The organism is Flagellimonas chongwuensis (genome assembly GCF_013376415.1).
Classification (GTDB): domain Bacteria; phylum Bacteroidota; class Bacteroidia; order Flavobacteriales; family Flavobacteriaceae; genus Flagellimonas; species Flagellimonas chongwuensis.
In genome coordinates this window covers 411,523-433,885 of sequence record NZ_WYET01000004.1, presented here as the reverse complement: position 1 = coordinate 433,885, position 22,363 = coordinate 411,523, and the positions used below count along the sequence as shown (strand labels likewise).

The 22,363-nt window shown below is 41.5% G+C and carries 21 protein-coding genes; 6 read left to right on the top strand and 15 right to left on the bottom strand.

Annotation, left to right across the window (positions count from 1 at the left end; translation table 11 throughout):
- The first annotated feature begins 41 nt into the window (after positions 1-41).
- On the top strand, positions 42-1,361 hold the full coding sequence (locus GUA46_RS09075; RefSeq protein WP_176620219.1) for a GntP family permease: 1,320 nt from the start codon (positions 42-44) through the stop codon (positions 1,359-1,361).
- 6 nt (positions 1,362-1,367) lie between these two features.
- Here the strand turns inward: GUA46_RS09075 and GUA46_RS09070 are convergent, their stop codons facing one another.
- The 8 genes from GUA46_RS09070 to GUA46_RS09035 all read right to left on the bottom strand — a co-directional run bounded on the left by GUA46_RS09070 (position 1,368) and on the right by GUA46_RS09035 (position 12,566).
- Positions 1,368-2,261: a DUF4249 family protein gene (locus GUA46_RS09070; protein WP_176620218.1), complete on the bottom strand. Its 894-nt coding sequence runs from the start codon at positions 2,259-2,261 to the stop codon at positions 1,368-1,370.
- Between the two features lie 4 nt (positions 2,262-2,265).
- Positions 2,266-4,641, bottom strand: coding sequence for a TonB-dependent receptor (locus GUA46_RS09065; protein WP_176620217.1), 2,376 nt, complete (start codon positions 4,639-4,641; stop codon positions 2,266-2,268).
- A 145-nt stretch (positions 4,642-4,786) separates the two neighbouring features.
- Entirely contained in the window at positions 4,787-7,006 is a 2,220-nt protein-coding gene (locus GUA46_RS09060) for an NADP-dependent isocitrate dehydrogenase (RefSeq protein ID WP_176620216.1), read from the bottom strand.
- A 621-nt stretch (positions 7,007-7,627) separates the two neighbouring features.
- Positions 7,628-7,978, bottom strand: a complete 351-nt coding sequence (gene rplS / locus GUA46_RS09055; RefSeq protein WP_014031354.1) for a 50S ribosomal protein L19 — start codon at positions 7,976-7,978, stop codon at positions 7,628-7,630.
- Between the two features lie 121 nt (positions 7,979-8,099).
- Complete coding sequence (gene trmD / locus GUA46_RS09050; RefSeq protein WP_176620215.1) at positions 8,100-8,777, bottom strand: tRNA (guanosine(37)-N1)-methyltransferase TrmD; 678 nt, start codon at positions 8,775-8,777, stop codon at positions 8,100-8,102.
- 96 nt (positions 8,778-8,873) lie between these two features.
- On the bottom strand, positions 8,874-9,479 hold the full coding sequence (locus GUA46_RS09045; protein ID WP_176620214.1) for a tRNA (guanine-N1)-methyltransferase: 606 nt from the start codon (positions 9,477-9,479) through the stop codon (positions 8,874-8,876).
- Positions 9,480-9,586: 107 nt separating this feature from the next.
- Positions 9,587-11,035, bottom strand: coding sequence for a glyceraldehyde-3-phosphate dehydrogenase (locus GUA46_RS09040; RefSeq protein WP_176620213.1), 1,449 nt, complete (start codon positions 11,033-11,035; stop codon positions 9,587-9,589).
- A gap of 130 nt (positions 11,036-11,165) precedes the next feature.
- The gene (locus GUA46_RS09035; RefSeq protein WP_176620212.1) at positions 11,166-12,566 is read right to left on the bottom strand and encodes a S1C family serine protease; all 1,401 of its coding nucleotides are present in this window, start codon (positions 12,564-12,566) and stop codon (positions 11,166-11,168) included.
- Between the two features lie 134 nt (positions 12,567-12,700).
- Here GUA46_RS09035 and dapF point away from each other — a divergent pair, with 134 nt between their 5' ends.
- The 4 genes from dapF (at position 12,701) to GUA46_RS09015 (ending at position 15,842) form a co-directional block, all read left to right on the top strand.
- Entirely contained in the window at positions 12,701-13,483 is a 783-nt protein-coding gene (gene dapF / locus GUA46_RS09030) for a diaminopimelate epimerase (RefSeq protein WP_176620211.1), read from the top strand.
- A complete protein-coding gene (locus tag GUA46_RS09025) occupies positions 13,471-14,004 on the top strand; it encodes a GNAT family N-acetyltransferase (protein ID WP_176620210.1) in 534 nt (177 codons plus the stop codon). Before dapF ends, GUA46_RS09025 begins: the two co-directional genes overlap by 13 nt.
- Positions 13,994-15,037: an endolytic transglycosylase MltG gene (gene mltG, locus GUA46_RS09020; protein WP_176620209.1), complete on the top strand. Its 1,044-nt coding sequence runs from the start codon at positions 13,994-13,996 to the stop codon at positions 15,035-15,037. The genes GUA46_RS09025 and mltG overlap by 11 nt, the downstream gene beginning before the upstream one ends.
- Positions 15,038-15,197: 160 nt before the next feature.
- A complete protein-coding gene (locus tag GUA46_RS09015) occupies positions 15,198-15,842 on the top strand; it encodes a hypothetical protein (RefSeq protein WP_176620208.1) in 645 nt (214 codons plus the stop codon).
- 50 nt (positions 15,843-15,892) lie between these two features.
- On the opposite strand, the gene GUA46_RS09010 is transcribed toward GUA46_RS09015, so the two are convergent.
- Genes GUA46_RS09010 through dnaA form a run of 3 tightly spaced genes read right to left on the bottom strand, consistent with a single transcriptional unit; the run spans position 15,893 to position 18,520 of the window.
- A complete protein-coding gene (locus GUA46_RS09010; RefSeq protein ID WP_108244694.1) occupies positions 15,893-16,621 on the bottom strand; it encodes an SAM-dependent methyltransferase in 729 nt (242 codons plus the stop codon).
- A 4-nt stretch (positions 16,622-16,625) separates the two neighbouring features.
- Positions 16,626-17,078 carry a low molecular weight protein-tyrosine-phosphatase gene (locus GUA46_RS09005; RefSeq protein ID WP_176620207.1) on the bottom strand — a complete coding sequence of 151 codons (453 nt, stop codon included), beginning with the start codon at positions 17,076-17,078 and terminating at the stop codon, positions 16,626-16,628.
- A gap of 17 nt (positions 17,079-17,095) precedes the next feature.
- The gene (gene dnaA / locus GUA46_RS09000; RefSeq protein WP_108244696.1) at positions 17,096-18,520 is read right to left on the bottom strand and encodes a chromosomal replication initiator protein DnaA; all 1,425 of its coding nucleotides are present in this window, start codon (positions 18,518-18,520) and stop codon (positions 17,096-17,098) included.
- 202 nt (positions 18,521-18,722) lie between these two features.
- On the opposite strand from dnaA, the gene GUA46_RS08995 reads away from it, so the two are divergent.
- Complete coding sequence (locus GUA46_RS08995; RefSeq protein WP_176620206.1) at positions 18,723-19,121, top strand: acyl-CoA thioesterase; 399 nt, start codon at positions 18,723-18,725, stop codon at positions 19,119-19,121.
- Between the two features lie 85 nt (positions 19,122-19,206).
- On the opposite strand, the gene GUA46_RS08990 is transcribed toward GUA46_RS08995, so the two are convergent.
- From GUA46_RS08990 to ribD, 4 genes are read right to left on the bottom strand one after another with little or no spacing between them, the layout of a single operon-like run.
- Complete coding sequence (locus GUA46_RS08990; protein ID WP_176620205.1) at positions 19,207-19,821, bottom strand: IMPACT family protein; 615 nt, start codon at positions 19,819-19,821, stop codon at positions 19,207-19,209.
- Entirely contained in the window at positions 19,821-20,684 is an 864-nt protein-coding gene (locus GUA46_RS08985) for a DMT family transporter (protein WP_176620204.1), read from the bottom strand. Before GUA46_RS08985 ends, GUA46_RS08990 begins: the two co-directional genes overlap by 1 nt.
- Complete coding sequence (locus tag GUA46_RS08980) at positions 20,685-21,287, bottom strand: HAD family hydrolase (RefSeq protein WP_176620203.1); 603 nt, start codon at positions 21,285-21,287, stop codon at positions 20,685-20,687.
- A complete protein-coding gene (gene ribD, locus GUA46_RS08975) occupies positions 21,280-22,332 on the bottom strand; it encodes a bifunctional diaminohydroxyphosphoribosylaminopyrimidine deaminase/5-amino-6-(5-phosphoribosylamino)uracil reductase RibD (protein WP_176620202.1) in 1,053 nt (350 codons plus the stop codon). The genes GUA46_RS08980 and ribD overlap by 8 nt, the downstream gene beginning before the upstream one ends.
- Positions 22,333-22,363: the final 31 nt, after the last annotated feature.

The following is a 22,363-nucleotide window of genomic DNA, read 5'->3' as shown; positions in this document are numbered from 1 at the left end:
TATTAGCTTATATTTAGAGGATATAGCACTAAAAATTGACCATGGAAATTCTTGTTCTTGGCGTTGTTGTCCTCTTTATTATTGTTGCCACTGTAAAATTTAAAATGCATCCCATTTTTTCACTGACCATTGCCGCTGTGGCTTCAGGTTTTCTGTTGGGAATTGCACCGGCAACTATCATGTCCACTATGGCAGAGGGCTTTGGAAGTACCCTCTCAGGCATTGGATTGGTCATTGCATTCGGGACGGTAATCGGTATTTACTTGGAAAAAACGGGAAGCACGCAGGTATTGGCCAATAGTATTTTAAAGCTTATCGGTTTAAGAAATTCTCCGTTGGCCGTCAATTTAGCTGGATTTGTGATTTCGATTCCCGTGTATTGCGATTCGGGGTACATTATACTTTCTTCAATAAATAAGGCCATCAGTAAAAAAACAGGGATTCCGGTACTTGTTTTTGCCATTGCCCTGGCCACAGGACTTTATTCGGCCCACGTGTTTGTGCCTCCTACACCGGGTCCTTTGGCCGCTGCTGCCATGCTAGATGCGGATTTGGGAATGGTATTGATCTTCGGACTCTTGGTAGCCATACCTGTTTCCATTTCTGGATATTTTTGGGCAAAATTTATAGGGAAATCTTTACAGGAAGAAGAAATGCTCGAAGAAAAGGAGGACTTGAAGGAGGTTACGTCCACCGTGAAACCTTTTCAAGCTTTTTTACCGTTGCTGGTTCCGATAGTTCTGATTGCGATGAAATCTGTTGTGGACTATCCGACCCATCCCTTTGGAGAAGGTACAGTCTTCTTAGTTTTCAACTTTTTGGGCAGTCCGGTAATCGCCTTGTTGATCGGGGTTTTCTTTGCTTTTGCGTTGGGCAGAAAGGTTCCTTCGGAAGAGAAAAAGGAATGGGTGCCCGAAGCGTTCAAGCAAGCAGGAGCCATTGTGCTTATAACCGGGGCAGGAGGAGCGTTTGGTGCTATTTTGAGAACTATGGATATTGCATCCATCATTAATTTGGAGTCCAGCACTGGAATTGGAGGGCTTTTAATAGCTTTCGCAATTTCAGCAGTGCTTAAAACGGCCCAAGGGTCATCAACCGTAGCTATTATTACCACATCTGCAATCATTGCACCACTGTTGGAAACTTTTGGTTTGGTTTCCATTACTGATAAGGCTTTGGCTGTTCTGGCAATTGGAGCAGGGGCCATGACGGTTTCACATATCAACGATAGTTATTTTTGGGTAGTTTCACAGTTCTCCCATATGAAGGTCAAAACAGCGCTGCGCGGCCACACCTTGGGTACCTTGGTTCAGGGTGTAGTCGGTATTTTGATGATTTTGATAATCTATGCGTTTGTCTAGAAGGCGCTATTCAATAATAAGGCTGCGTTTATATTCTTGCACTACGGCAAAGTAACCTAGGGCAAAATCATTGGGATTCTCCACATCATCAATTACGGTAACATTCTCCGCCCCTGTAATATCAAAAACATTGCCTCGAACCGTGGCCACAGGTGTCTGGAAAGGCCCTCCGCCATTTCCGGTTTGCCCAAGCACGAGGTCCATATAATTGTAAAAACCTTGTGTTGCTCCTAAAATACTGACCGTTACCTGGTCTCCGGGTTCGGTCTTATCATCATAGAAAAAGGAAAACTGGAATTGTTGTCCTTGAAAAAACTCGTCCTCTACCGTTTGGAATTCACCGAACATAAAATCGAATACATAAAAATTGTCCGTTTCGCCATCGTCCGTGAAGGTCACGATGATTTCAGTTTGATCTTCATCGAAAAAGACTTCGTCTCCTTGTTCCAGATTATCCAAAGGTACGGTCGGTACGTATTCTGTTTGCGCAAAGTAGTATCTATCCTGGTAATTGATCTCTAATATAAAAATGGTCCCCAGTTCCGCGGCCGAAGAGGGTATGCGTTGGTCCGTAGGCAAATTCGGGTCTGGAATATAAATTCCGGAGCCGGGTGTTTCTTCCACCAAGGATGATGTGGATAGACCATCAAAGGCACCTTCGCTGTTCAACTGGCCATACGATATCATCACGTTCTCAGCCTGCACGGGTTGATTTTCTTCGAAAAAAATACTACTGGCTTTTAGGCCTATACGCACATTGATGAATTCCTGTTCCTTGTCCACGCGCAAAAGCCCGTCCACCACCAACTTGGACTCCGTTTCAGATAAATCGACATCAACAACATCTTCACAGGAACCGAATATTAGCGCAATAAATAGATATGCCAATAACTTTTTCATGCCGTTAAAATTTAAAATTATAGGTTACGGAAGGGATGATTCCAAAAATAGATGTCCGAATGGCTTCGTTCCTGCCCGTGTCCTCATTTTCCCTAAAGTTTATCGATGCTGCATTTTTGCGGCTGTACGCATTGTAAATACTGAATACCCACTCGGATTGAACTTTTTTCCGCTTATTTCGTTTTGGGGTCAGAATGGCAGAAATATCCAATCTGTGGTAATCAGGCAAGCGTTCCTTGTTCCGTAGCCCGTAGTATGGCACGGTCATATCCTCAAATTCAAATTGACCAATTGGATAATTGGTCGGCTGTCCCGTCTGATAGATAAAATTAGCATTGAAGCTCCATTTTTCATTAAGCTCAAAACTGCCATAAACAGAAAGGTCGTGGGTTTTATCGTATGGGGTGTTATACCATTGTCCCATGTTGATTCCGGTTTCCAAAGTGGTTCTTCCGGGAGTTCTTTGCTCAGATTTCGATAGGGTATAGGCAAACCAGCCGGTAAATCGACCTTCATTTTTTCGAAGCAAAAGCTCCAAACCGTAAGCTCTGGCCTCGCCGTTCAATATAACTTGTTCTATTGCATCATTGGCAATAAGGTTGGCACCGTCGATATAATCTATTCTATTTTGGATGGTTTTGTAGAATGTTTCTGCTTCCAAACTATATGCACCTTCCTGGATATTCCTGAAATAACCAAAGGCATATTGGTCCAACAGTTGTGGCTCCACAAACGGGCCGCTGGGTGTCCATACATCTAAAGGGGTGGGGGAGTTTGTATTGGAAATTAGGTGTAAGTATTGTGCCAATCGGGTGTAACTTGCCTTTATCGAGTTATTTTCCTTAAACGTATAGGACATGGAAATCCTCGGCTCCAGATTAAAAAATGATTTCATGGTTTCGCTACGGCCAGGACTAATGGTGTCTATGGGGTTTGCTTCTCCATAGGTTTGGGTAAAAGGGTCAAAATCCACGGGATTGTCATCGGTATAAACAAAGAACTCGTCCTGCCCAAATCTGCTGAACTGACTTGCTCTTAGTCCATATTCTATGCTTAGGTTTTCCGTGATCTCATGTTCCACATCAATATAGGCGGCATTTTCGTTGGCGTATTTTTTGGTGAGTTGATCTTCAACGATACCGGAATCTGGACTGTTGGGCACTATTTTCCCTGGATTGAAGACATAATAGATACTGTTTATCCCGTAATTCAACTGGAGTTTATTGTTCAAGTAGTGTTTTAGGTCATACTTTAGGTTAAAGTTTTGGATACCAGAGTTCCACTCAAAGCCTACAAAATCAAGCTCTAGGCCATAATAGTAATCGGAATAAATAAGAGAAAGGTTGGAGAAAAGCTTATCTGAAAACAAGTGGTTCCATCTCAAATTACCCACTGCATTTCCATATTCGTTCACAAAACGGTCGCTGACGTTAAAAAGATCCCGACCAAAGTATCCAGAGAGAAAAACACTATTATTCTCATTGATCCTATGGGTAATTTTGGTGTTAAGATCATAGAAATAGGCCTTGTTGTCGATATCGAATAGAGGAAGAAACAAGTGCGCATAGGACGCCCTTCCGCCCGCTAGAAAAGAAGTTTTGTCCTTTTGAATGGGTCCCTCTATCAATAATCTGCTCGCGACCGCACCAATACCCCCGTTTACTTTGAATTCTTTGCTGTTCCCTTCTTTTTGAAAGATATCGAGCACTGATGATACCCGTCCACCATATCTTGCAGGGATTCCGCCCTTAAAAAGTTTTACATCCTTTATAGCGTCTGGATTGAATACGGAAAAGAAGCCAAAAAGGTGTGAGGAATTGAACACGGTTGCCTCATCCAGTAGGATAAGGTTTTGGTCCGCTGCGCCACCACGAACATTAAATCCAGAGGATGCCTCTCCTGCACTGGTGACTCCGGGGAGAAGCAGTAGCGATTTTATAACATCGGATTCACCGAGCACTACGGGAATCTCTTTTATGGTGTTGGATGTTAGCGAGGTAACGCTCATTTGGGGTTTGCGGATATCCAATTTTTCCACATTGTCCGTGACCACGACCTCTTGAAGTTCTTCTGTTTTTTCGGTCAAATTGAAGTCTAGCTTCACATTCTCGTTCAGGGTAATGGTCTGTACAATTTCCTGAAAACCGAGATAGCTCACTATAATTTGATATTCTCCCTCGGGAAGCGTTATGGAATAAAAACCATATTCGTTGGTCGTAGTCCCCGTTTTTAGTTCCGAAACGGCCACCGTAACACCTATCAACGATTCATTACTGGATGCTTCGAATACTGTACCGCTCAGGGTGTACTTCTCTTGGGCCTGGATTACAAAAAAATGCCCAAACAGGGCTAGCAAAAATGCAAGATAATGTCTGGGCATTCGATTGATTTTTTTAAAAGTACACATTTATCTAATGGTGAGAAAACGAATGTAGTTACGGAAGTTTATTTTAACATTGGTAAAGGGTAAAATAAAAGGCAGCCCATTCATGGCTGCCTTTTACTCTTAGGTATGTTTGTTTTGACTATCCAATGGAACTCAAAATAGTGTTCAGAGTTTCGCTGGGTCGCATAGCTTTTGATGCCATTTCTGGGTCTGGAAGATAATATCCTCCGATATCAACTGGCGAACCTTGTGCGTCTATCAGTTCTTGAGCGATTTTGTCCTCGTTGGAGGACATTGCATCGTACACTTTGCTGAATATGGTTTTTAGCTCCCCATCCTTGTCCTGTTTGGCTAATTGCTCCGCCCAGTACAATGCAAGGTAGAAGTGGCTTCCACGGGTATCTATTTCATTTACTTTTCTGGATGGTGACCTATCCTGGTTTAAGAATTCTTCGGTTGCTTTGTCCAGTGCATCGGCAAGCACCTGTGCCTTTTGGTTATTGTTCTTTTCTCCAAAGAATTCCAAAGAAACGGCCAAGGCCAAGAATTCACCAAGGGAATCCCATCTTAAGTGGCCTTCTTCCAAGAATTGCTCCACGTGTTTTGGGGCAGAACCACCGGCACCTGTTTCAAATAATCCACCACCGTTCATCAAAGGAACAATGGACAACATTTTTGCACTTGTTCCCACTTCCAAAATAGGGAAGAGGTCGGTCAAGTAATCCCTCAGCACGTTACCGGATACGGAAATGGTATCTTTCCCTTCCTTCATGCGCTTCAACGTAAACTTGGTGGCTTCGATAGGGGAAAGGATTCTGATATCCAATTCTTCTGTATCGTGGTCTTTAAGGTAAAGATTTACTTTTTTGATCAATTCAGCATCGTGGGCTCTGTTTTCATCCAACCAGAAAACAGCTGGTACACCTGTAGCACTTGCACGGGACACAGCTAATTTGACCCAATCTTGAACAGGGGCATCTTTTACCTGGCACATTCTCCAGATATCGCCTTCCTCAACAGCATGCTCTATCAATGTTACACCTGCTGCATTGACCACTTTTACGGTTCCAGCTTTTTCGATTTCGAAAGTTTTATCGTGAGAACCATACTCTTCGGCTTTTTGGGCCATCAAACCTACATTGGGCACTGTTCCCATGGTTGTTGGGTCGAAAGCACCGTGTTCTTTACAAAAATCAATGGTAGCTTGGTATACTCCAGAGTAGCTGCTATCCGGAATTATAGCTTTGGTGTCCTGAAGCTCTCCGTTCTTATCCCACATTTTACCAGAGTTCCTGATCATGGCGGGCATAGAGGCGTCGATGATGACATCACTGGGTACATGAAGATTGGTAATGCCCTTATCGGAATTTACCATGGCCAAATCAGGTCCGTTTTCAATACTGGCCTTAATGGCTCCTTCAATTTCTTTATGTTGGTCTTCCGGTAGTTTTCCAATTTTATCGAACAGGGTCTCCAATCCATCGTTAGGATTGATTCCCAATTTTTCGAAAGTGTCGCTATAGTCTTTGAACAGTTCAGAAAAATATACTTCCAAAGCATGTCCAAAAATGATGGGGTCGGAGACCTTCATCATGGTTGCTTTAAAGTGCAAAGAAAGTAGGATGCCTTTTTCCCTTGCGTCGGCGATTTCCTTGGTCAAGAATTCTACCAATGCTTTTTTGCTCATCACTGTGGCATCGATTACCTCACCTTTTAAAAGAGCCAGCTTGTCTTTTAGCACGGTTGTGCTGCCGTCTGTACCTACCAATTCGATACGGACTTCGTCCGCATTGGATAGCGTCAACGATTTTTCGTTCGATTTAAAGTCGCCATGGGACATGGTGGCCACATGGGTCTTGGAATCCGAAGACCATTCGCCCATCGTGTGCGGATGGGCCTTTGCGTAATTTTTTACTGCTTTTGGAGCACGTCTGTCCGAGTTTCCTTCACGGAGTACTGGGTTTACAGCGCTACCTTTTATTTTATCATATTTCGCCTTTATGGCTTTTTCCTCGTCGGTTTTAGGCTCGTCGGGGTAATTGGGCAGGTTGTAGCCTTTTTTTTGTAATTCCTCAATGGCTTCTTTCAACTGTGGTATGGAAGCACTGATATTCGGAAGTTTTATGATGTTGGCCTCAGGGGTCTTGGCAAGTTCGCCCAAAATGGACAAATCGTCTGGTATTTGCTGTTCCGTGGTCAATAATTCCGGAAACATAGCGGCGATTCTACCTGCCAAAGAAATGTCCTTGGTCTCTACTTCGATATCGGCTGTTTCGGTGAATGATTTTACAATGGGTAAGAAGGATAATGTTGCTAAGGCGGGTGCCTCGTCTGTTTTGGTATAATAAAGTTTAGCCATTTATATGTATTTGTTTGAGCGGTTGCAAATATACGATATATGGACGGTGAAGAACGAATGGAAGTGACTAAAAGTGTGGGTTTTTGGTAAGAATTTGTTAAAAAACAAAAGCCATTTCCTTGTTTTTACCAAGGAGATGGCTTTCAGAATGGACTCAAGATTTGTTTGGTGGTACCAAAACTGTAACCTATTTGATTACATCTTTTGCCCTTTCGACGTTTGCTTTGCAATGTTCTTAATTTTTCAACTAATCTACATTATGCAAAGTATACTGTTACATTCCTAAATTTTATCAAAATGGAAAATTGCTCTTCCATCCGCACATAAAATCTATTATTTCTCATTGGGTTTTGCCAAAGCACCTCCCAAGTCAAAATTCCTTTTGTGATCAGTAGTGTTACCAATTAAAAAGGGAATCCACAGTTTTAAAGAACGTCAACTTTAAATCGATATGTTCGTGATGGTATCACTATCATATCTTCGTCTAAAGTAGAACAGAAAATTAATTTTTGCAATTTTTCAAGCCATTAAAAATCAACACAATATGAACCGAGGTTATTAACAATTGTTCATAAAAAAAGCACCCATTTTGGGTGCTTTTCATGTTGTATAGGATATTGATTATCCTTTAACTTCTTTAATACGGGCCTTTTTACCGGTAAGACCTCTAAAGTAGAAGATTCTGGATCTACGTACCTTACCTTTTTTGTTTACTTCAACTCTTTGCAAAGCTGGCATGTTTACTGGGAAAATTCTTTCCACACCTACAGTACCGGACATTTTGCGGATAGTAAAAGTTTCTGTTGCACCGCTTCCTCTACGTTGTATCACTACACCTTTAAAGAACTGGGTACGAGTTTTTTCACCTTCCTTGATTTCGTAATACACAGTGATGGTGTCACCAGCTGAGAATTTTGGAAATTCTTTTTTTGGAACAAATTCGTCTTCAACAAATTTTATTAAGGATTCCATTTGTATGTTTTTTAATGTTTTTTGCAAGACCAACTTACACGGATTTCGTCAGAGGTTGATTTTGAGATTGCAAAAGTAATCTATTATTTAGAAATTACAAGCTGTTTTTTACCTTTTTGATTTATTTTTCCAAAAGGTCGGGTCTTCTTTTTTGAGTACGTTCCAAGGCTTGTTGCTCCCGCCATTTCTCAATTTTTGGAAAGTTGCCGCTCAACAGGATTTTTGGAACTTCCATTCCTTTATATTCCGCAGGTCGAGTATACACGGGCGGTGCCAATAGATTGTCCTGAAACGTATCGGTCAGGGCAGAGGTTTCATCGTTCAATACTCCTGGGAGCAATCGAATTACCGCATCGCACAAAATAGCAGCGGCGAGTTCACCACCAGAAAGCACATAGTCGCCAATGGAAATTTCACGGGTCACGAACATATCCCTTACCCGTTGGTCGACACCTTTATAATGTCCGCAGAGTACAATAATGTTCTTTTTCATGGAAATTTCATTGGCCATTCCCTGATTTAAGGTATTGCCATCGGGTGTCATATAAATGACTTCGTCATATTCCCTTTCCGCTTTTAATTGGGAAATGCATTTATCGATGGGTTCTATCATCATCACCATTCCGGCTCCACCACCAAATTGGTAGTCGTCCACCTGCTTATAATTTCCGGTGGTGTAATCCCTCAAATTATGAAGGTGCACCTCTACCAAACCCTTTTCTATGGCCCGTTTTAGTATTGATGCTTCGAAAGGGCTTTTTAGAAGTTCGGGAAGTACGGTGATAATGTCTATCCGCATGGACATTGGTGTTGTGTATTGTTTGCCGCAAAAATAGTGAATGCTGGTAATAACTGCTATATAAAAGAAAGGCTTCCCGAATGGAAGCCTTAATTCTTATTTTTTCTGCTTGTTCAGTTCGTCCTGTAACTGTCTACTTATTTTCTGCTCGCGTTCAAGAGCTCTTCTCCTGTGGTTTTGATACTCCTCCTCCAACTCGGCAAGTGCAGACTTGGCCTGCTGTGTCAAAAAGTTGCTATTTCTAAATCGATATATAAAGAACAAAAGGAGCAACAACAGTCCAAAAATAATGGACCACAATATAAAGTTGTAGGTTCCTTTGCTGATAAGTATACCGAAGAAAGAAATACTGTCTTTTTCCTCGGTAACACTGTTCAATTTATTGGTCGTTTCTTGCAGTTTGCCATTTAAGCTTTCTATTTCGGCATCATTGGCCGTGATGGTCGCAGATAAGTCCTTGATGGTCTTATTCGCTGTATCGATGGAATCAAAAACGTTATCTTTCGTTTTGTATAGGTCGGTTATCTTGACCACCTCATATTGGATACCATTGGCCCGATAATTGCCCGACTTACGTTCCAATTCTTCAAACTGCCCCCTAAGGGTGTTATCAGTTTCTTCGGTTGATTCATCTTCCTGTGCATGGACGGATAGGGCAGGAATTAGTAAGGCTAAGGCAAATAAAATGCGTAAATGCTTCATGTTCAATAATGTTCTCGTATTAAATTTAGATTAAGGGTGAGGCGAAATTACATCAATATACCTAATTTAAAAAAAGAAAATCAGTTCAAAGAACAATTCGTGCCCCGTTAATAATACGTATAACGCCTAACTTTTGCGATATATTTTGCCAATCGTACAACTTGATGCGAATAACCATACTCGTTATCGTACCAAATATACAATACCACATTTTTTCCGCCGGAAGCAACAATTGTGGCCTTGCTGTCATAAATTGATGGCGCCGTTGTCCCCACAATATCCGAAGATACCAATTCGTTGCTCAGCGCATACTTTATCTGCTCCACCAAATCACCTTCCAACGCATATTTTTTTATGATGGTATCAATGCCCTCTTTTGAGGTTTTGTTTTTGACCTCTAAGTTTAAGATGGCAAGTGACCCATTGGGTACGGGAACCCGTATGGCATTAGAGGTCAGTTTTCCCTTTAGGGATGGTAGTGCTTTTGCGACCGCAGAACCCGCGCCCGTTTCCGTAATTACCATATTAAGCGCTGCTGCACGGCCGCGACGGTATTTATTGTGCATATTGTCCACCAGATTTTGGTCATTGGTATAGGCGTGTATGGTTTCCAAATGCCCTTTTTTTATGCCCAAAGAATCCTCGATTACCTTTAGGATAGGGGTAATTGCGTTCGTAGTACAAGAGGCGGCAGAGTATATTTTTGTCTTGTCCGGGTCAAAATCTTTGTGGTTTACACCGTGGACGATATTGGGGACCTCTTTTCCGGGAGCGGTCAACAACACCTTGCTGGCACCTTTGGATTTTAGATGTCTAGCCAATTCTTTGTTATCCCTAAAGGCTCCTGTATTATCTATAATCAAAGCATCTGCAATGCCATATTTGGTATAATCGATATCTTCAGGTTGATTGGCGTTGATGATTTTCACCGTGGTACCATTAATGATGAGTGCTTGTTTTTCCACATCCACATCCACCGTTCCGGTAAATGGTCCGTGAACCGAATCGGTTTTAAGAAGGGCTGCTCTTTTTTCCAGAACTTCCCTGTTCATCTCACCCCGGACTACGATGGCACGTAACCGTAATTGACTGCCCCTGCCTGTTTTGGCCATAAGCTCACGTGCTACCAAACGGCCTATACGTCCAAATCCATAGAGTACCACATCTTTTGGTTCAATGGCTTTGGAGGTTTGAGCGCCTTTAAGTTTGTCAATCACAAAGGCCTTTACATTTAAATGGGCGTTTTGGTTGGAATTGTATTCGTAGGTCAGCTTGCCAATATCGAGTTTGGCCGGAGGGAGGTTAAGGTCGTTAATGGCCCGTAAGATTTCCACAGAATCAAAAATGGACATAGGTTTTTGGACAAACTCACCCGCATATTCGTGCAGGTTGATGATGTCGCTCACGTTCTTGTCTATAATTTGATTTTTGAAGAGAACCACCTCAATGGCCTTATCGTACCAAAGGTCGCTTATGATTTTTATAAATTCTGTAGTGGCTTTACGTCTATCTGCCTGAAAGGCAAGTTCTTTTTCGTAAGATAAATTGTCGTTCATGGATGATGGTTGCGGTTGTGATCATTAATTTCTTGGCTAAATTATATATTTCAAACGTTTTCGTAAAACATATTGGATATAAAAAAAAGCGTCCTTTTCAAGACGCTTTTAAGTGTTTTTTTAGCACTTTTTACTGAAGTATCATGTGTTCTTTTTCACCGTCTTCATTGATCATGGTGAAACTGGTTCGTCCATATCTTGATATTTGGCCAAATTGTTCTTTTGCATCATCAATATTCTCGATGGGTTCACCATCCAATTCAATAATAACCTTGTTGGTCAAACCATATCTAGAGTAGCCTTGGGGAACATCAATAATCTTAACACCTTTGGATACGCCAAATTTCTTTTTGTCTTCTTTGGTCAAGTTTTTTACCTTAAAAGAAGTCGCAGGAAGAATAACGCTGTTTTGTTTTTTTAACGTGACGTTTCTCACTAAACTTTCTCCACCTCGATCCAATGTAACTTTAACCACATCACCTGGTCTTTTGGCGGAAAGGTATCCTGTAAGTTCTGAGAATTTGCCAATACTGACGTTGTCCACTTTTTTAATAATGTCACCTTGCATTAAACCGGCTTCATCAGCACCAGAATCCTCTTCCACGCCTTCAACATAAACACCTTCTAGTTCATCAATCCCTTTCTCAATAGCCAATGGAGATCTTGCATTTAAAGCGGAAATTCCCAAAAGTCCTTTTTGGACATTGCCGAACTCCATAATATCCTCTACAACCTTTTTGGCAATATTACTCGGAACCGCAAAGGCATACCCAATATAGGAACCTGTCTGGGAAGTGATTGCCGTGTTGATACCAATAAGGTCGCCATTGGTGTTCACCAAAGCCCCACCACTGTTTCCGGGGTTAACGGCTGCATCAGTCTGTATAAAAGATTGAGCACCATTTGGGGAAAGCGATCTAGCCTTGGCACTTACGATACCCGCTGTTACGGTAGAGGTCAGGTTAAAGGGGTTACCAACGGCAAGTACCCACTCCCCAATTTTAGCATTGTCGGAATCTCCGAAAGCCAAGTAGGGCAATGCATCTTCGGCATCTATTTTTAAAAGGGCAATGTCAGAGTCTGCATCGGTTCCGATTACTTCCGCTTCATAGGATTTATTGTTGTTCAGGACAACTTCCAATTGGCTCGAGTTGGCTATTACGTGATTATTGGTCACAATGTAGCCATCAGGAGAAATGATTACTCCAGAACCGGTACCCAACTGTGGGGTTGATTTACGTTCATAACCATAAAAGAATTCGGCAATGCTTGAAGGACCACTTTTACTTAGGGTCATATTTTTAACGTGTACCACGGAATTTACCGTTTTTTCGGCAGCAGAGGTAAAATCAACCTCGTTGATTCCAGCTCCTTTCGCCGATGTATCCAGATTGCTCGTGGTCACAAAAGGTGTTTCCTCCTGCGCAGTGACCCATTTATAGCTTTCTTTCTCGAAAAATAATTTGTAAGCTCCCAGTGTAATTGCTCCCGCAAATACGGAAACAAGGAATAAACTAGCTATTTTCTTCATAATTCATTAACAATTTAACATTAAGCTTTATCAAAATTAAAAGTTTTCAATTTTTGGTTAGGTCGGTTTAACGCTGTTTTAACTACAAAAAAAACCTTAAAGAATCCCATATATTTGTTCCTTTGTAGATGCATATGGAACTACAGTTTTTTAAATATCAAGGAACGGGAAACGATTTTGTAATTATTGACAATCGTCAGGATATATTTCCCAAAAACAATACCAAACTTGTAGCGGAGCTTTGTGACCGAAGATTTGGCATTGGAGCGGACGGTTTGATTCTGCTCGAAAATGACAATGTGTCTGATTTTAAGATGGTTTACTATAACGCAGATGGAGCCGAAAGCACTATGTGCGGTAATGGAGGCCGCTGCTTGGTAGCGTTTGCCCATTATTTGGGAGTTATAGAAAGAAAGACCACTTTTAATGCAGTAGATGGGCTTCATGAAGCTACCGTGGAAGGTGACATCGTCAATTTAAAAATGATTGATGTGGATAAGATTCACGAGAAACAAAACCATAGTTTTTTGGATACCGGCTCCCCGCACCACGTACAATTGGTAAAAGAGCTGGAAAAGTTCGATGTACAAAAAGAAGGGAAGAAACTCCGTTATGGAATTTATGGTGAGTCCGGGAGCAACATCAATTTTGTGGAACAGACCAGCGACAATGCTTTTGATGTACGAACCTACGAGAGAGGAGTGGAAGGAGAGACCTTCTCATGTGGTACAGGGGTAACGGCCGTGGCCTTGGCCATGCACGAATCAGGTAAAACTGCAGCCAACGAAGTCCATATCCATACCATTGGAGGCGATTTGACCATTTCTTTTGAGAAGAAGGATGGGAAGTACAGCAATATCTTTTTAAAAGGCCCCGCCATACAAGTGTTTAAAGGAACCATCGAATGCTCAATCTAAAGGGAAAACAAGTCTATTTACGGGCATTGGAGCCCACTGACCTCGATTTTCTGTACAAATTGGAAAACGATACATCGGTCTGGGAGGTAAGCGGCACGCTAAAACCTTATTCCAAAACGGTGCTTCAATTGTATCTGGACAATGCCCACAGGGATATTTACGATGTGAAGCAATTGCGATTATGTATAAGCAATAAGCAAGATGAATGTATAGGGCTTATCGATTTGTTCGATTTTGATCCTAAACACAGACGGGCGGGAATCGGAATTATAATTGTAGAGCCCGGTGATAGAAACAGAGGTGCTGGCGCAGAAGCCTTGTCGCTTTTGTGCGATTATGCATTTTCAGCTTTTGACATGCATCAACTCTACGCCAATATTTTGGAGGATAATGAGGCGAGTATCCATTTGTTTCAAAAAATGGGGTTCGAAGAAATCGGCGTTAAAAAGGAATGGATAAGAACCAATCAAGGGTTCAAGAACGAAATAATGTATCAAAAGATCAATACAAATGAATCTTAAGAAAGTACTTTGGGCAACGGCCGTCCTCGGATTGTTGATCTGCGGTTTTATTGCTTATCAAATTTACAGTGCCATTTTTAGTCCCAATACACAGTTCAATAATGATGAAGCCTTTGTTTATATTGAAACGGATGCATCGTTCAATGATGTAAAAGCTTCATTGGAACCTTTGTTGCAGGATTTATCCACTTTTGAAGCTGTGGCCAAGCGTAAAGGGTATATCACCAATATCAAGGCAGGGAAGTATGCTCTCAAAAAGGGAATGAATAACAACGAGATTATCAACACCCTTCGTAGCGCCAATTTGCCCGTTCAAGTATCATTTAATAATCAAGAATCGCTGGCGTTGCTGGCCGGAAGAGTTTCTGAGCAGATAGAAGCCGATAGTTTAGAATTGCTTCAAACATTCAATGACCCTAACTTTTTGAAGGAAACAAAGTTTGATGAGGATACCAAACTGGCGATGTACATTCCAAATACCTATGAGTTTTTCTGGAATACTGACGCAACAAGTTTTAGGGATAGAATGCGGACGGAATACGAACGCTTTTGGAACAGTGACCGTTTGCAAAAAGCAAAAAACCTTGGATTGACTCCCAACCAGGTTACCGCTTTAGCGGCCATAGTTCAAAAGGAAACCGCTAAAGTGGATGAGCGCCCTCGGGTTGCAGGAGTATACTTGAACAGAATCAGAAGGGGAATGCTATTGCAGGCAGACCCAACGGTTATTTATGCCATTAAAAAGGAAACGGGCAATTACGATACCATTATAAAACGGGTACTTTTCCGTGATTTGGAAATGGATTCACCCTATAATACCTATAAATATGCGGGCGTTCCTCCTGGGCCTATAACCATGCCAGACATTACTTCCATAGATGCGGTTTTGAACCCCGAAAAACACGATTATCTCTATTTTGTGGCCGATGTTTACAACTTTGGCTACCACATGTTCGCCAAATCTTTGGCGCAACACAACCGGAATAAGGTACAGTACACCCGATGGTTGAATCAACAAAAAGTTTTGAGATAAGGTTCTTTATCGTTGATTTTCATCTCTTTAACGTATTTTAAGGCTGATTTAAGAAATCTTTATGAGCTTTAGGGTGCCCTTTAGCTTATCTCCATCTATATTTGCCGGCCAAATTGATTTTTGATACGTATATAGTATCGAGATCACAAATATGAACATTATGAAAAGATGGATAGGTTTTATTCTACATCTTGCCATGATCGTAGTTTTGACAAGTTTTGGTTCCTATACCGTAATGAAAAAGGAGACTGTTGAAATTCCCGATTCATTGAAGGTAACGGCCAATTTGGAAATCTTTGCACCGCAAGATTCCATTGAACTTCTTGACGAGGACGAGGTAACCCCTCCTTTTCTGGGAAAAGCCTATAATGGCTTTAAGGAAGCACTTGCTTTTAAAGAATCTCAGGGTAAATATCAAAGAGTGAACACATTAGGTTATTTGGGCAAGTACCAGTTTGGTAGCAGCACATTAAATTTGATGGGAGTTTACGACATGGATGAATTTTTGGACAACCCAAAACTTCAGGAAAAAGCCTTTGTGGCCAATATTGCCCGTAATAAGTGGATTTTGAGAAGGGATATCAAGCGCTTCAACGGGAAAACCATTGGAGGTATCAAAGTAACTGAATCCGGTATTTTGGCCGCGGCCCATTTGGCTGGAGCAGGCAACGTCAAAAAATATCTACGATCTTATGGACAAAATGATGTAACCGATGCGTACGGAAGTAGCATCTCGTATTACATGAAAAAATTTGCGGGTTATGATATTTCAAATATCAAACAGCAAAAAAATGCAAAAGTCTAATTGGTACAGATGAGTTAAATTAAAAAAAGCCCCGAAATCCGGGGCTTTTTTTATGCTTGGATTATATAGATTGTTGGCCTTTTGTCCAAGTCTATCTCAATTTCGCTCCATTCATGGGCACTTTTAGTGGAGATAAACTCTGTCGGCAACGTAATATCGCACGCAATGCAGAGTCGGGTAGACTTCTGTAAAGTTTTTACAAGTTCCTTCACCAATTTATTGTTACGGTAAGGCGTTTCCATAAAAATTTGGGACTGTCCCTTATCCTTGGATAATCGTTCCAAGCTCTTTACCATTTTTTTGCGCTCTGCATTGTCGATGGGCAAATACCCATTAAAAGCAAAGTTCTGACCGTTCATACCGCTGCTCATCATGGCCATCAAAATAGAGGAAGGGCCCACCAACGGTACCACTTGTATTCTTTTTTGATGTGCTACACGAACTACATCGGCTCCTGGGTCGGCGATGCCCGGACACCCAGCTTCGGACAAAATACCAATATCATGACCATGGATACAGGGATCCAAAAAACCGGGAATTTCCTCAGGGTTGGTGTATTTGTTCAACGATTGTAAATGAAGGTCCGGTTGAGATTTGCTCGGGCTTACCCGTTTTATAAAACGTCTGGCCGTTTTCTCGTTTTCCACAATATAGTGGTCAATACGTTCTATGGTCCCTTTTACCGAAATGGGCAGAACTTCTAAAGGAGCATTGTCTCCTAAAGTTGTGGGAATCAGATAGATTTTGCCCACTACTAAACCAGGTTTTACCTCTTCCATGGGTTTAATTTAGCTTTTTCGCAATTTCCTCACAAGCCCTGTCAATCATTTGGTAAACATTTTCAAAGCCATCCTCGCCACCGTAGTAGGGGTCTGGAACCTCTTTAATTCCCAGTTCAACCTCGCTCAGCAACAATTTTACTTTGTTGGCTTCCTCTTGGTTTGAAGCCAGAGCAGCCACATCGGAAAAATTACTACGGTCCATCACATAGATATAATCGAACCCTGAAAAATCGGCTTTCGAAAATTTTCTACACTTCTGATTGTTAATATCCAGTCCATATTTTTGGGCCACCGCAATGGAACGTTTATCAGGCGGATTACCAACATGATATCCTGCAGTGCCCGCGGAATCCACAAAAACGGAATCCGAATCGACTTTTGATTTTAAAATGCCTTCGGCCAAAGGTGACCTGCAAATGTTTCCCAAGCAGACCATCAAAACTTTGGTTTTCATAAATATCTTGTGAAAAATTAGGAGAACTTCTTGCTCAAATCCTCGATGTACTTTCTGAATTGTTTATCAGTCTCCGCAAGGTTGTCCACCGTTTTGCATGCATGGAGTACGGTTGCGTGATCACGTTTTCCGATTTGTGAACCGATGCTCGCCAAGGATGCCTTGGTGAATTTCTTTGCAAAGAACATGGCCAATTGTCTTGCTTGTACAATGTGGCGTTTTCTTGTTTTGGATTGAAGCGTGGCCACATCCATTTCGAAGTAATCCGACACTACTTTTTGAATGTAGTCGATGGATACTTCGCGCTTGGTGTTTTTGACAAACTTTTCCACTACCTGTTGTGCCAGTTCCAAAGTAACCTCACGCTTATTGAATGATGATTGCGCAATCAATGAAATAATGGCGCCTTCCAGTTCACGAATATTGGTCTTGATGTTCTTTGCCACGTGGTCGATGATATCTTCGGGCATCTCAACCCCATCTCGGTACAATTTGTTTTTTAAGATGGACACCCTGGTTTCGTAATCGGGACTCTGCAGTTCTGCGGACAGTCCCCATTTAAAACGGGAAAGCAAACGCTGCTCAATATCCTGCATATCCACAGGAGCTTTGTCCGATGTTAAAATTACCTGCTTGCCATTTTGGTGTAAATGGTTAAAAATATGGAAGAAAACATCCTGTGTTCCAGATTTACCGGATAGGAATTGCACGTCATCTATAATAAGTACGTCTATCAACTGGTAAAAATGGATAAAATCGTTTCGGGTATTCTTTTTTACGGACTCAATATATTGTTGGGTGAATTTCTCCGCCGAAATATAGAGTACGGTCTTTTCCGGGTACTTGTCTTTTATCTCAACTCCAATGGCATGGGCCAAGTGGGTCTTTCCCAAACCAACTCCACCAAAAACCAATAGTGGATTAAAAGATGTTCCTCCCGGTTTGTTGGCCACGGCCATACCGGCGGAACGAGCTAAACGGTTGGAATCACCTTCCAGAAAATTATCGAAATTATAATTTGGATTTAGCTGGGATTCGATTTTGATATTTCGGATTCCAGGAATCACAAATGGATTTTTAAGCTCGGGACTTTTGGAGGTAATCGGCACATCCAATTCCTGTGGTCCTACAGCGGTACGGTTAGAACTTGGAATCTGTTCTGTAAAAGGTTCCTTGTTACCGTACTTGTTTTCCATTTTTATAACGTAGATCAACTTAGCATTGCTTCCCAATTCACGGGTCATGGCAACTTTAAGGAGCTTTACATAATGTTCTTCGAGCCATTCGTAGAAAAACTTGCTGGGCACCTGAATGCTCAGCGCCTTATCTGTCAGTTTTATAGGCTTAATGGGTTCAAACCAAGTTTTGAATGCCTGCGGTTGGATGTTATCTTGGATAAAAGCCAAACAGTTGTTCCATACGGAATTAGCAGTAGCACTCATAGAAGTTTTTCCTTGTTTTAATGGTTAGCTTTAATACTTAAGAGCAAGCATCTAAAGGGTTACAAGATGCTCATTGGATGCGACAAATATGTGAACAATTCTTTTAAAAAAAAAATCAATTTACCATTGAAAGTTCTGTTTTTTTTTCGCATGTTGCCCTCAAAATAAGCAAGCCTCTAAATATATAATTTTTCAATTAAAAATGGGTCTAAATACGTATTCTTTTCGGGTCAGATATGCAGAAACTGACCAAATGGGGGTTGTTTACCATGGTAATTATGCCCAGTATTTTGAAATGGGCCGAGTGGAGTGGTTAAGGGCGATGGGAATCACTTACAAAAGCATGGAGGATAATGGTGTGATGTTACCCGTAATATCCTTACATATTGACTATAAAAAGTCTGCGCTTTATGATAATTTGTTGACCGTGCGTACCAAATTAAAGTCAAAACCCTTAGTTAAAATTGAATTTGATTATGACCTTTTGAACGAAGCAGGGGAGTTGTTGGCCACCGCAAACACGGTTTTAGCCTTTATGGACAAAAAAACGGGACGCCCCATAAAATGCCCAGATTATATCTTGGAAAAATTGGAGGATTGATTTTTTTTCAGAGTTCAGAAGTCTTTGTTCTTATGTCTAGCAGCGCAGCGGTCTTTTGTCCAATAGGAAAGTGGTCTTGTTTCAATCAATCCAACATAATTACATCGACACCATGCATTTCATCGAAAAGTTGAAAAATCTCTTCCGATTCGCTTAATCGAACCGAAATAATCAGCTCGCAATCCAATTCCATTTTCTGGGAAGCAATCTCCAAATCTTTCTGTTTGATGGTCCGCATCACTATATCCATGACTGGGTACTCAAATTGTAAACGCATTTGAGCTTTGATGATTTTCTTTACAATCTTCGCATTTTCGAGCGCCGTTTGGGCAGCAGCTTTGTAGGCCTGTATCAATCCGCCGACCCCAAGTTTGGTGCCACCAAAAATTCTGGTAATGGTAATCAGGACATTGGTCACATCAAACGATTGTATTTGCCCATAAATGGGCATTCCGGCCGAATTGTTCGGTTCGCCATCATCATTGGCTCTGTAAATCGGATTTTCGGTGCCCAATTGCCAGGCATAGCAAACATGGTTGGCCGTGTGGTATTTTTTTCGAAGTTCCTCTACAATCGGTTTTACATCATCTTCCGAAGCAATGGGGTGTACCTGAGCATAGAATTTGCTTTTTCGGTCCTTATATAAAATCTCGGGTGAGGTTTTGGTAACGGTCCTATAAACATCTTCTTTTTTATCCATCAGAACAAAGCTACCAATATTATGCTCAAAACCGCCAACGCAACACCGCTCCAGTTTTTAAGACTTAGCTTCTCTTTAAACAATAATATTCCGACGAGCGTGGAGACCATTACAATCGCAACGTTGTTTAAGGTAAAGATAGCGGCACTACTCAAAACTTCTGACCGCAGGGCACGAATCAAAAAATAGATGGAGAAATAATTGGGTACCCCTAGGGCAATTCCTCCTGCCATATTTTTTAAATTGATTTTCAATGGTGTTTTTACCGCCTTTATACCAATAAAAATAAACCCGGTAAAAGCTGCACAGCCAAAAATCATAGAGGAGAAGACCGGAATCTCTTGGTCTGTCAAATGGACTTCCTCAAAATACTGAATACTGGTGTCGATAATACCCGACCCTAAAAACACCAGCAAAGGCAGCATAAGTGCTTTTCGGTCAATTCGTATTTTCTTTTCTTTAATGGACGCCAAATACACCGCAACCAGTGCAAGGGCAATACCAACCACTTGTAGTGCGCTCAATCGTTCGCCGTACAACAACATCCCCATTACCACCGGAATCGCCAACGACATCTTGGTAGCCACCGAGGCTACCGAAACCCCAGAGACCTGGGCAGTACGGGCCATCAAATTAAAAATGACAATAAACAGTACACCTAATAATATAGGGCCAATAAGCCATGGTTTATTCGTAAAATCGCTTACGCCGACCGGACCATCATATAAAAAGAACCCAACAGTGCAGGCTACCACGTAATTGGTGATAATGGCGTAGAGCGTCTGTATTTTAAAAACATCGAACAGTTTAAAGACCACAAAAATCAAAGTCGAGCTCAGAACACTCAGAATTAGGTATAGCATTTATAATTTTGATTTTAGTTGGTTTACGTCTTCTTGGCCCACTTGGAGGTTCCATACTTTTATACCTAAACTAGCTGCGGAATCAGTATTTTCCTTTACGTCATCCACAAAAAAGGTTTCTTCCGCTGTAAGTTGGTTTTCTTGTAGCACAAAGTCAAAAATCTCGGTATCTGGTTTGCGCATTCCCATTTCGTAGCTTAGGTAGAATACATCAAAAGCATTTTTGAACCTATTGAACCGTTCCGCGCCCATTTGTTCCCTCACACGTTCCATATGTAGGTCGTTGGTATTGCTCAACAATATCATTTTATATTGATTCTCGGCAGCAAGCTGTTCAATAAATTGTAAACGTTCTTCGGGAAAATCCAACAAAATCGAATTCCAGGCTTGCGTCAAATAGTCCCTGTTTGCGTTAGGAAAGTGTTCAGACACCTCATCCAAAAAGCCTGTAGATGTGATAAGTCCCTTCTCATAATCCTGAAACAAGCTTTCCAAGTTAGGAGTAACTTCGGTAAACCCGTGCTGCACCATTGCCTTTGCCGTGGCAGGTTTGTCCAGGTTGATGAGGACGTCGCCAAAGTCGAGTATAATATTTTTAATCATTATGGTAAACGGATAAGGTGTCGGTCAATATTTGGGTCTGATGTTGTAAAGTACCCTGTATTTTAGGAGCAGGCAAACCATTTTCAAAAGAAACGGCACCTTTAAAAATACGAGCCTCGTCCCATAAATTTTCATCGATAAAAGTTTGAAGCGTTCTGGCGCCGCCTTCAATAATTACGCTTGTGATGTTATGTTGATGGAGCGCATCACAAATTTCCTGTGCCAAGTTTTTTGAAAAGTCGATGAGGGCATAATCAACACCTTCCTTATATTTTGATGCATCTTCAACCTCCGTCAAAACAATGGTCCGTACAGATGTATCGAAAACATGGTAGATCGAATCAATCTTCAAATCCTTGTCCAAAACCACCCGAATCGGGTCTTTTCCTGTCCAACTCCGTGTTGTTAGTTTGGGATTGTCCTCCAAAACCGTGTGGGTGCCGACCAAAATGGCCTGTTCTTGGCTTCGCCATTGGTGTACCAACTGTTTGGAATGGACATTGGTAATCCAGAAAGGTTCTGGATTTTTACTTCGTAAGGAGGTGTCGGGGGCCAAAAAGCCATCATTCGATTCCGCCCACTTTAAAATAATGTAGGGGCGTTTCTTTTCCTGAAACGTCAAAAAACGTTTGTGGTGTTCCCTGCATTCATCTTCAAGAATTCCCACCGTTACTTTGCAGCCCGCATCTTTCAATTTCTGGATGCCTTTACCGGCCACTTTATCGTGAGGGTCCTGTAACCCAATAAAAACCTCTTTGATTCGGTGTTTTGCAATCAAATCAGCACAAGGAGGTGTTTTTCCGTAATGCGAACAAGGTTCGAGGGTAACATATAAAGATGCTTCCTGCAATAAATCCTTATCCTTTACAGAATTAATGGCATTTACTTCGGCATGTGGGCCTCCGTAGGGGTCGGTAAACCCTTCTCCGATTATTTTATCGTTATGTACAATTACACATCCCACCATAGGGTTTGGAGCGGTTGTTCCCAGTCCCTTTTTGGCCAGCTCTATGCAGCGGAGGATGTATTTTTGATGTATATTCACACCGCAAAAATAGAACAATAAAAACACAAAA

Coding starts and splice junctions, on each gene's coding strand:
- GUA46_RS09075 (WP_176620219.1), top strand. CDS start 42: ATGGAAATTCTTGTTCTTGGCGTTGTTGTCCTCTTTATTATTGTTGCC.
- GUA46_RS09070 (WP_176620218.1), bottom strand. CDS start 2,261: ATGAAAAAGTTATTGGCATATCTATTTATTGCGCTAATATTCGGTTCC.
- GUA46_RS09065 (WP_176620217.1), bottom strand. CDS start 4,641: ATGCCCAGACATTATCTTGCATTTTTGCTAGCCCTGTTTGGGCATTTT.
- GUA46_RS09060 (WP_176620216.1), bottom strand. CDS start 7,006: ATGGCTAAACTTTATTATACCAAAACAGACGAGGCACCCGCCTTAGCA.
- rplS (WP_014031354.1), bottom strand. CDS start 7,978: ATGGAATCCTTAATAAAATTTGTTGAAGACGAATTTGTTCCAAAAAAA.
- trmD (WP_176620215.1), bottom strand. CDS start 8,777: ATGCGGATAGACATTATCACCGTACTTCCCGAACTTCTAAAAAGCCCT.
- GUA46_RS09045 (WP_176620214.1), bottom strand. CDS start 9,479: ATGAAGCATTTACGCATTTTATTTGCCTTAGCCTTACTAATTCCTGCC.
- GUA46_RS09040 (WP_176620213.1), bottom strand. CDS start 11,035: ATGAACGACAATTTATCTTACGAAAAAGAACTTGCCTTTCAGGCAGAT.
- GUA46_RS09035 (WP_176620212.1), bottom strand. CDS start 12,566: ATGAAGAAAATAGCTAGTTTATTCCTTGTTTCCGTATTTGCGGGAGCA.
- dapF (WP_176620211.1), top strand. CDS start 12,701: ATGGAACTACAGTTTTTTAAATATCAAGGAACGGGAAACGATTTTGTA.
- GUA46_RS09025 (WP_176620210.1), top strand. CDS start 13,471: ATGCTCAATCTAAAGGGAAAACAAGTCTATTTACGGGCATTGGAGCCC.
- mltG (WP_176620209.1), top strand. CDS start 13,994: ATGAATCTTAAGAAAGTACTTTGGGCAACGGCCGTCCTCGGATTGTTG.
- GUA46_RS09015 (WP_176620208.1), top strand. CDS start 15,198: ATGAAAAGATGGATAGGTTTTATTCTACATCTTGCCATGATCGTAGTT.
- GUA46_RS09010 (WP_108244694.1), bottom strand. CDS start 16,621: ATGGAAGAGGTAAAACCTGGTTTAGTAGTGGGCAAAATCTATCTGATT.
- GUA46_RS09005 (WP_176620207.1), bottom strand. CDS start 17,078: ATGAAAACCAAAGTTTTGATGGTCTGCTTGGGAAACATTTGCAGGTCA.
- dnaA (WP_108244696.1), bottom strand. CDS start 18,520: ATGAGTGCTACTGCTAATTCCGTATGGAACAACTGTTTGGCTTTTATC.
- GUA46_RS08995 (WP_176620206.1), top strand. CDS start 18,723: ATGGGTCTAAATACGTATTCTTTTCGGGTCAGATATGCAGAAACTGAC.
- GUA46_RS08990 (WP_176620205.1), bottom strand. CDS start 19,821: ATGGATAAAAAAGAAGATGTTTATAGGACCGTTACCAAAACCTCACCC.
- GUA46_RS08985 (WP_176620204.1), bottom strand. CDS start 20,684: ATGCTATACCTAATTCTGAGTGTTCTGAGCTCGACTTTGATTTTTGTG.
- GUA46_RS08980 (WP_176620203.1), bottom strand. CDS start 21,287: ATGATTAAAAATATTATACTCGACTTTGGCGACGTCCTCATCAACCTG.